Here is an 8563-nt window from a genome sequence, read left to right as displayed (position 1 = left end):
TGTTCAAATGGCGATTCAGCGTTTAATTGGTTTTGGGAAAAAAGAAGAGTTTAAGGAAATTTTGGCAATTTTAAGAAAGCAGAATCCTGATAGGATAAGGGTTCTGTGAAATTTGTCGTGTACAGAGGAAAAGTTGAATGATGACATCAAGGCTGAATTACCATTAAAGCGTATTTGGATTATCTCAAATGCTGAAGGTTAAGCTACGTAGAGTTTAATTTAAAAAAGTAAGGTTATGAAACATATAGATAAAAACAAAGATATAGCAGATTATACGCTCATTCAAGAGAATATAGTCTTGAAGCTAGATACCAAAGCAAAAGAACTGTTGGGATATTTCTTTGATGCTTTAAATTATATATATTCCGAAGTTAAGAAAAGTAATAATATTCAAAATATTAATTTTTTCTTACTAAGTTTAAAACCTAAAATTGATTGCATTATAGGAACAAAAAATAAAGAAGTAGTTTATCAGTTACTCAATACTGCTATAGCACAATGGTTTAAAGAGGATATCGGTTCTGCTTACTTAAAAATTGATAAACCTAGTAAGGTTTTGAAGAATAATAAGATATCTTTACCGCTACCACATTGTTCAAATGTCGACTTTATTAGCCCTGATCTTTATAAAAAGCACTTAGATTCCTACTATGATCCGTATATCTATGTATTAAAAATTAAAAATATTTTTATAGCACAAATTAATTTTTATCGCGCCCCATTACGTAAAAAGAAGTTTTATGTATTAAAAAATAAAGAGACTATACAAGTTGCGGGTAATTATGAACGCATTAATTCCTCCAAACTGAAAAAGAAAGCATATGATGACTTAGCAAGTCATGAAGATAGCAAACAAACAAATTACAGTCATAATTTATCGAGGTATAAGAAAAATCCAAAAATTAATGACTTGCGTAAAAAAAAGTATAAAGAAAATTTATCTAAGATGGAGCAAGGTCCTGTTATTACCTCGGGAAATAAAGGTAGTGATGAATCAATTAATTATGAAGCATGGAAACAATATTTTGAACGCTTTAAGAGTACTAACAACATTGATGTTGAAATAGCTTCAGAAATTCTAGAGGCCTTTAAGGAAGTTGATTCAAAACGCAATGAGAGTAATCGAAAATATTTACAAGAATATTATGAGAATGGGAAGCTAGGAAAATTTGGGTTACCACAGGCAAAATGGAGACATGGTACATATGGGATCAGCTCAAAAGAGCCAGATTTTTTTAGTAAGATAAAAGATTAGACTGCTATCTAATATTGAAAATAATTTGAGTCTGATGAATTGATAAAATTTATTGATTTGGTGAACTGGTGAACTAATGAAGGAGAAACTACTGTCCAAGTAGAATAAGAATCAGTGTTCAATACTACGTACCACTAGGTGTCCATTCAGATAAGAATATGCACCCAAATTATTTAAGAAAATATAATACTGAGTTTAACTATTTATTTTCACAAATATGGAACTGTGCACAAGTAACAACTGAATTAACTCCAGACCAAATTTACAATTTTAGTAATAATATGAGAAAATTTTTTGAAGTCTATAGCTATTTCAAGTATCCCTCTGATCAAAATAAATCAGAATTTAGGGAAAATTTCTTCGATTCAGAAAATAATCTTAATCAATTTAAACTTATTGATAGGATTGCAAATGAATACTCCCATGCAGAAGAAATATTTGATAGAACAATGAAACCAATTTCTTCTCAAGAAATGATTAATGCTGCAAAGTTTATACTGGAAAGATTAAAAGAAAACGACTTAACTCAATATAATGCTTTGGTGCAAAGTACTAAAGATATCCGTGAAGAAAATTAAGTGTACTAGCTCAAACCTAATCTAACAAATCCAGATTTTAATCACTCCCTGTTTTATTTAATACCTTCACTTGCCAAAGCTGATGTAGAATCCCAGTCAGCCCAAAGTTCAATATACATTTCTCGTATATTTTTATTCGTAGTCTTTTTCCAAATTTCCTCCCACCAAAAAGAAGTTTGTGTTTTACGAATAATGGATAATGGATGAATATCAAATTCTCTAATTTGATTGAATTTAGAAGAGTTTATTAAATAACTATCGATCAAACAACGGTGTGAGCTATCGTAAAGTGCTTTCCATAATCGAGCAAAACTTTGTAATGTGATTCGACCACCTTCACCAATAGAAGTTGAAATATGAGCTCTTGTTTCTAATACTTCTACAAATCCATTTTTTTGTTCACGAATAATTAATAATTCACCTTCATCTGAAAGACTACGTACAAAATGAATTTTTTTATTTCTGATAACAAAATTTCTTGATCTGTTTTCCCTGTAGTTAAAAATAATTTAGGTATATCGATTTCTGGATTCCCTATTACTTCAAAAAAAGAATGCGGTGTTGGATGCCCATACCCATGTACTAACCAGTCTTGATTAACACCTAAGAAATCTGCAATTTTTCTAAGTTCAGTAAAAGTTGGTTCTTGTTTTCCTTGAATCCAATCTAAAAATATTTCGGCTGTTTCATATCCAAGTCGTTCGGCGATTAAAGAATATTTAATTTCTTCAATTATACCAATATGAAGTTTACGCCATTGGCGACGATATTCAGGTCCATGTTTCTTGCGGTTCCATTCGCCCTCACCTAGAAACTTCATGCCTGTAGAGTCCATGAGTAGATGCAGCCCATCGCTACTTTTTTGGTAGCTGATTACAATATCAATATGCTTTTGTCTTCTACAAAGCGTGGTGTAATCTGGAGCTATCCAATTTAATCCGCAAAGTTTAATCAGACTTTGCACAAAGCCAGTGACCATACGTAAAGACAGACGGAATAAGGATTTAATCATTAAGCAGCATTGGATAGCTGCGTCGGAGTAGGTTTGATTTCGCCCTTGTTTGCCTTTTGATGGAGCATACCATTGCGTAGCAGGATCAAACCAAATGGCAATATTTCCGCGACTCATGAGTGCTCGGTTATATGCGGGCCAATTGGTTGTGCGGTAGATTTTGTGTGCAGGCTTCTTCATTTGAAAATTATATCGCTGAAAAACCCTTTACAGATAGGTTTGTACAACAAAGCCAATTATAAGTATAATTTAGTCTAAGCTCTCTTTGTGAATGTCTTAGATAGATAGAGTGTGCAATATATAAATTGCACACTTAGAATATGGTAGTCATCTTTACCAAAAGATGCATATTGTGCAAAAAATTGGGTGTATAAAACTGATAGGTGTGCCGTTTAACATTGCCAGCTATGCCCTGTTAACACACATGATTGCGCAAGTTTGTGGTCTAGGTGTAGGTGACTTCGTTTGGACCGGTGGGGATACACATTTATATGCCAACCATTTCGAACAAGCGCAGTTGCAACTGACACGTGAACCAATGGGTCTGTGCCAATTAAAACTCAATCCTGAAATTACCGATCTTTTCGATTTTAAATTTGAAGATATTGAAATCGTAGGTTATGAATCACATCCTGCGATTAAAGCCCCTGTTGCGGTTTAATTTTTAGAAATTCCAAGTGAAAAGCAAAATCCCGCTTTACCTCAAGCGGGATTTTGCATTCTAATAGACGGCAAATATTTCGGCTATTTGAGTTCAAACTATGGCATTTCAAAATTTAGAAATCGTGCACGTTGTCGCTATGGATCAGCAGCGCTGCATTGGTAAAGGGAATGATTTGCCGTGGCATATATCTGCCGATTTACAGCACTTTAAAGCCATCACTCAAGGCGGTGTAGTGGTCATGGGACGCAAAACCTTAGAGTCTATGGGACGTACCCTTCCGAAGCGTGTCAATTGGGTAATTACACGAGATAACACTTGGTCATTTGAAGGCACCAAAGTCGCATATAGTATCGACGAGGCATTAACGCAAGCTGTTGCTGATGTTGCAAGTTCAGAAAAACCAACGAGTTTGTTTATTATTGGTGGTGGTGAAATTTTTAAGCAAACCATCGGCATTGCAGACCGTTTAGAACTCACGCATGTTGAACTGGATGTTCAAGGTGATGCGCATTATCCTGAAATTCCTGCGGACTTTCAAAAAGTGGCGTCAGAACAACATATCGACGACAAAACTGGGATTGCTTTTGAGTTCGCAACTTACCGAAAATAAAGAAAAATCTTAAGCTAAAAGAAAAATATGCAACAGAGTGACCAACGAGCAATGTTCAAAAAAATAGGGCGAAGTATTCTTCATGCCCTATTTAGTGTATTTGTCCTCTGCTCTTCGATTTGGCTCTGTGCCGCCCTGTGGATACAGCAACCGGCAGGCTGGTTAGGCAGCCGCATTATCATTGGGATCTGGATTGCTTTCGCCCTGAGCATTTTAGGCATCTATATTACCCAACACTTTTTTAGCCGTCGTAAAGATGTCTTGATTTATATTGTGGGCTTTATCTGTGGTCTATTTTGGTATTTTGGCATGGAAGCACGCCAAGATCGTGAATGGAATCCTGAAGTAGCAGAAATTCTACATTATGAAAAGCAAGGCAATCTCGTCACCTTGCACAATGTGCGTAATTTCGACTGGCATGCCGATGGCGGCTATACCCCGCGTTGGGAAACCCGCCAATATGACCTGAGTCAAATCAATGGCGTCAACATCATTACCTCGTATTGGATGGGGCCGCAAATCGCCCATACCTTGGTCAGTTTTGATTTTGCTGACCGACCACCGCTGACATTTTCGATTGAAATTCGCAAAGAGAAAAACGAAGAATTCTCTGCGATTGGTGGTTTTTTCCGTAAATATGAACTGAGCCTTATTGCATCAGATGAAAAAGATATCATCTATACCCGCAGCAATACACGCGGAGAACAGGTCTATTTCTTCCCCGTAAACATGCCAAAATCTGAAATGCAGGCGCTGTTTATTGAATATTTACATAAAGCCGATGAACTGCAGACTCAACCTAAATGGTACAACACGCTCACCAGTAATTGTACAACACTGGTTTTTGACATGATTCAAGCTGTTTCCAAACATCAACTTCCAACCGATTACCGCTTATTTGCATCCGGTTATTTGCCGAATTATTTATATGACCTCCATGCCATAGACCAAAATTGGGATATGAAAACATGGTATCAAAAAGCCCATGTTAACCCTCGTGTCTCTCAAATCAAGCAACTGAGCAGTGAACAATATTCGAAGTTAATCCGACAAGGTTTGCCGCATTCACAGTCCAATCCAAGCGCCAATCAATTGTAATTCTTAAATATTGATACAAATATGGCTAGCTTATCTGTGCGATATTTGCTTAGATAGTTGAAATGCTTCCACGGGGAAATTCCGATGCTAAAACAAATATTTGTTGCTGCAACTTTGGTTTCAACTTTAGTGGTGACAGGCTGTGAAAGCATGCCTGCACAAGACAACACCATAACTGAAAATTTAAACCTATTACAAAACCGTACTTGGATTGCCACTCAGATCGGCAACACTCCAATCAAAACAGCACCCAATGCGCATAATATTCCAAGCATTCAATTCGATGCGGCTTCAAAACGTGTCTCAGGTGCAGACGGCTGTAATCGTATAATGGGTGGCTATAATGCTGGCAAAGACACCATAACGTTTGGCCCGATTGCTGCGACACAAATGGCTTGTCTCAATAACAATGGGCTAGAGCGACAGTACCATGCAGCACTCGAAAAGGTAACGCATTATCAAGTTTTTGGAAAAACCTTGAAATTGCTAGACCGTCACGGCAATTTATTAATTCAATATGAAAGCGCTGTTCAACCGCGTTAAATCATTAAAAAAGTCTGCTTCGGCAGACTTTTTTATTCACTGTTCAGTCATGCCAGAGACATTTAATGCACATAAACTAGTGATTAGTATACAGACGTACATTGCAGTTTTTAGCTATAACCCCATATTAAACATCAGGGAACAAAATAGGATTTCACTATGCAACAAGCGGTATTTGGTGGTGGGTGCTTTTGGTGTGTAGAAGCAGTTTTTCTACAACTAAAGGGCGTGCAAACAGTCGTCAGTGGTTATGCAGGGGGAGTTACTCAGCATCCGAGCTATGAGCAAATTTGTGAGGGGAATACCCAACATGCAGAAGTCATTCAGATCAATTTTGATGACAGCCAAATCAGTTTTAGCCAATTGCTAGATGTATTTTTCGCAACTCACGATCCAACCACGCTGAACCGTCAAGGCAATGATGTCGGTACACAGTATCGCTCAGTGATTTTCTATCAGGACGAATCACAAAAGCAGCTTGCTGAACAACGTATTGAAGAATTAAAAGCTGAAGGCATCAATATCGTGACTGAACTGAGTCCAATGCCAACCTTCTACCCTGCCGAAGAATATCATCAAAACTTCTTTGCACGTAACCCAAACCAAGGTTATTGTAATTTTTCAATACCACCTAAACTCATGAAATTACGTAGCAAATTTCAAGACCTACTCAAATCTGAGTGATCTAATTAAACGGCATCTATTTTCAAAATAGAGACATAAAAAAAGCGACATTTCAGTCGCTTTTTTTAGTTATCTTTGCTCAGTGCTTAGTTATCACTGGCAAAGGCGATATCGCTGAGTCCGGCTCCACTCGCACGCGACATCACTTGTGCAACTGTGTCATAACGTGATTCTTTATCGGCTTTTAATACCAATGCAGGCTTACGTTCTTGCTGACCAGCTGTATTTAGACGACTTTCTAAATCTTCGAGCGTGACAATATCACCATTCCAAGCGATATCACCCGCTGAGTTAATGCTGATGGTTACGCTTTCAGTTGGCAGATCAATCACTTCTGCAGTCGTTTGTGGCAAGGTTAATGGAATTGATGGGTTGGCAACAGTCGCAGTCACCAAGAAGATGATCATCAATACCAACATAATATCGATGAGCGGAATGAGGTTCATCTCATTCATGCCAGCATCGTTGTCTTCACCCAATTGAAAAGCCATTAAGCTTGACCTCCAGCTAAACTTTGCTGTGCAGTTTTCACGTCTTCTTTCTTCGCTGCAGATTCTTGTTGCAACATAGTATCAATCAATAAACCATGCGCTTGATCTTGCAATTCATTCGACAGTGTACGGTTAAAACGAACACAAATGTTATAAGCCAATACCGCAGGAATCGCCACAGCCAAACCAAGACCGGTCATGATCAAAGCTTCACCGACTGGAGTTGCCACTTGCGCTAAACCCGCTTGACCGCTTTTACCCACTGCTACAAGGGCATGGAAAATACCCCATACTGTACCGAACAAACCTACGAACGGTGCAATTGAAGCAATCGTACCCAATACAGATACGCCTTTTTCAGCATTAGCTTTTTCTACCGAAATTTGACGTAGTAATGCTTGTTCAGCCACAGCCTTACGTTGTTCAAAAGCCAAAGGAGCAAATTTCGCTTTCAGTTTGCTTAGTGCATCTGCAAGGTGGTTATACGCCACTTGTTTGAGCTGACGTGTGCCCATAATACGAAGAACGAAGATCGTCCAAGTCGCAATCGACATTGCAAGTAACACGAAATACAGTGTTTTGCTGACTGCATCTGCATGTTGCCAATAAACTGAAAAGTTCATATTCGAACTCCTAATGGGTTAGCCGGAATCTTAATTAAGTTTAAAGTTAAATGGTTGATCAACTCGCGTCGGAGTTGCGACACCATTATCAATATATTTGGATAAACGCGCACGCTTCACTGCTGCAGTCACTTTACGGTTCACAGCAGCACCACAAGTCGAGTTTTTAATCGTTGCTGATTCGACTTTACCTTCAGCACTTGCAGCAATCGCAACTTCAACTGTACACGACGCTTTTAATTCACCATCTTCAAATTGAACATTCGGTTTCTTAATCCAACTGACACCATTACCAATGCTTACAGTTTTAGGTGTCGGTGGCGCAGGTGGTGCTGGAGGCGCAGGTGGTGGTGCAACAGGTGCCGGAGGTGTTGGTTCAACACGAACGACTTTCGTTTCAGAAACCACAGTTGAAACAACAGGTGTTGGTGGTACGTTTTTGACCGCTTCAACAGTTGGTTTCGGCGCATCTTTCTTTTTCACCTGTTCCACTTTTTCCACTTTCTTCGGTGGAGGTGGTAAAGGCTTATCTACAATTTTAACTTCTTTTGGCTTTGGTGGCTCTTTCTTCGGTTCTGGTTTTGGCTTCGGAGGTTCTGGTTTTTTCTCTTCAACAATCTTCACAAAGCGAACTTTAATCGGATCTTTTTCGATCGGTTTAAGTTCTGGTGCTTTCATATTGCTGACCGCCCACAATACCCCCATATGCCCTGCCACAACAGCGAGAAGCGCAGTAATGATTTTCTTTTTCATCGGGTTAGGTGATTGCATCATTGGAGCGGGAGATTGACTCATTAAACTCAGTTACCTTGAAGAAGCGATTGCATTTATTTTGTCAAAAATACAATCATGCTCATCGGTTAGCACAATTAAAGTACGGCAATAATAAATGAGAAGTGTTTTCATTTGCAACTATTAATTCGTCAGATTTAATGACTTTTTTTAATCATAATATAAAAAAGGCATACCTAAAGTATGCCCTTTTATTCAAAAATTCATCTCGTT

Annotated in this window: 9 protein-coding genes and 2 pseudogenes; 7 read left to right on the top strand and 4 right to left on the bottom strand. The window is 38.1% G+C overall.

Annotated elements, in window-relative coordinates; all coding sequences use genetic code 11:
* The first annotated feature begins 235 nt into the window (after positions 1-235).
* Positions 236-1255, top strand: a complete 1020-nt coding sequence (locus FTU13_RS11355; RefSeq protein ID WP_151839329.1) for a hypothetical protein — start codon at positions 236-238, stop codon at positions 1253-1255.
* A gap of 158 nt (positions 1256-1413) precedes the next feature.
* Positions 1414-1833 (top strand): AAA family ATPase, encoded by a 420-nt coding sequence (locus FTU13_RS11350; RefSeq protein WP_180128365.1) that lies wholly within the window; start codon positions 1414-1416, stop codon positions 1831-1833.
* A 724-nt stretch (positions 1834-2557) separates the two neighbouring features.
* Here FTU13_RS11350 and FTU13_RS11345 read toward each other — a convergent pair.
* Positions 2558-3025 (bottom strand): annotated as a pseudogene (locus FTU13_RS11345) (IS5-like element ISAba12 family transposase); the annotation flags it as partial.
* Between the two features lie 199 nt (positions 3026-3224).
* On the opposite strand from FTU13_RS11345, the pseudogene thyA reads away from it, so the two are divergent.
* The 5 genes and pseudogenes from thyA to msrA form a co-directional block, all read left to right on the top strand.
* Positions 3225-3506, top strand: a pseudogene (gene thyA, locus FTU13_RS11340) (thymidylate synthase); the annotation flags it as partial.
* A gap of 100 nt (positions 3507-3606) precedes the next feature.
* On the top strand, positions 3607-4119 hold the full coding sequence (locus tag FTU13_RS11335; RefSeq protein ID WP_180010197.1) for a dihydrofolate reductase: 513 nt from the start codon (positions 3607-3609) through the stop codon (positions 4117-4119).
* A gap of 27 nt (positions 4120-4146) precedes the next feature.
* The gene (locus tag FTU13_RS11330; RefSeq protein ID WP_180106279.1) at positions 4147-5217 is read left to right on the top strand and encodes a DUF4105 domain-containing protein; all 1071 of its coding nucleotides are present in this window, start codon (positions 4147-4149) and stop codon (positions 5215-5217) included.
* Between the two features lie 84 nt (positions 5218-5301).
* Complete coding sequence (locus tag FTU13_RS11325) at positions 5302-5760, top strand: META domain-containing protein (RefSeq protein WP_111884063.1); 459 nt, start codon at positions 5302-5304, stop codon at positions 5758-5760.
* Between the two features lie 159 nt (positions 5761-5919).
* On the top strand, positions 5920-6444 hold the full coding sequence (gene msrA / locus FTU13_RS11320) for a peptide-methionine (S)-S-oxide reductase MsrA (protein WP_180024449.1): 525 nt from the start codon (positions 5920-5922) through the stop codon (positions 6442-6444).
* Between the two features lie 86 nt (positions 6445-6530).
* Here the strand turns inward: msrA and FTU13_RS11315 are convergent, their stop codons facing one another.
* Genes FTU13_RS11315 through FTU13_RS11305 form a run of 3 tightly spaced genes read right to left on the bottom strand, consistent with a single transcriptional unit; the run spans position 6531 to position 8353 of the window.
* Complete coding sequence (locus FTU13_RS11315; RefSeq protein WP_078192724.1) at positions 6531-6935, bottom strand: biopolymer transporter ExbD; 405 nt, start codon at positions 6933-6935, stop codon at positions 6531-6533.
* Positions 6935-7558: a MotA/TolQ/ExbB proton channel family protein gene (locus tag FTU13_RS11310; protein WP_078192725.1), complete on the bottom strand. Its 624-nt coding sequence runs from the start codon at positions 7556-7558 to the stop codon at positions 6935-6937. Before FTU13_RS11310 ends, FTU13_RS11315 begins: the two co-directional genes overlap by 1 nt.
* Before the next feature lie 30 nt (positions 7559-7588).
* Positions 7589-8353: a TonB family protein gene (locus FTU13_RS11305; RefSeq protein ID WP_180128361.1), complete on the bottom strand. Its 765-nt coding sequence runs from the start codon at positions 8351-8353 to the stop codon at positions 7589-7591.
* Positions 8354-8563 lie beyond the last annotated feature (210 nt).

Source organism: Acinetobacter sp. YH12064, from assembly GCF_013419735.1.
GTDB classification, from domain to species: domain Bacteria; phylum Pseudomonadota; class Gammaproteobacteria; order Pseudomonadales; family Moraxellaceae; genus Acinetobacter; species Acinetobacter amyesii.
This window is presented reverse-complemented; position numbering and strand designations above follow the sequence as displayed.

Bases quoted from the DNA above. Each gene is read 5' to 3' on its own strand.
- FTU13_RS11355 (WP_151839329.1), top strand. From the start codon at position 236: ATGAAACATATAGATAAAAACAAAGATATAGCAGATTATACGCTCATT.
- FTU13_RS11350 (WP_180128365.1), top strand. From the start codon at position 1,414: ATGCACCCAAATTATTTAAGAAAATATAATACTGAGTTTAACTATTTA.
- FTU13_RS11335 (WP_180010197.1), top strand. From the start codon at position 3,607: ATGGCATTTCAAAATTTAGAAATCGTGCACGTTGTCGCTATGGATCAG.
- FTU13_RS11330 (WP_180106279.1), top strand. From the start codon at position 4,147: ATGCAACAGAGTGACCAACGAGCAATGTTCAAAAAAATAGGGCGAAGT.
- FTU13_RS11325 (WP_111884063.1), top strand. From the start codon at position 5,302: ATGCTAAAACAAATATTTGTTGCTGCAACTTTGGTTTCAACTTTAGTG.
- msrA (WP_180024449.1), top strand. From the start codon at position 5,920: ATGCAACAAGCGGTATTTGGTGGTGGGTGCTTTTGGTGTGTAGAAGCA.
- FTU13_RS11315 (WP_078192724.1), bottom strand. From the start codon at position 6,935: ATGGCTTTTCAATTGGGTGAAGACAACGATGCTGGCATGAATGAGATG.
- FTU13_RS11310 (WP_078192725.1), bottom strand. From the start codon at position 7,558: ATGAACTTTTCAGTTTATTGGCAACATGCAGATGCAGTCAGCAAAACA.
- FTU13_RS11305 (WP_180128361.1), bottom strand. From the start codon at position 8,353: ATGAGTCAATCTCCCGCTCCAATGATGCAATCACCTAACCCGATGAAA.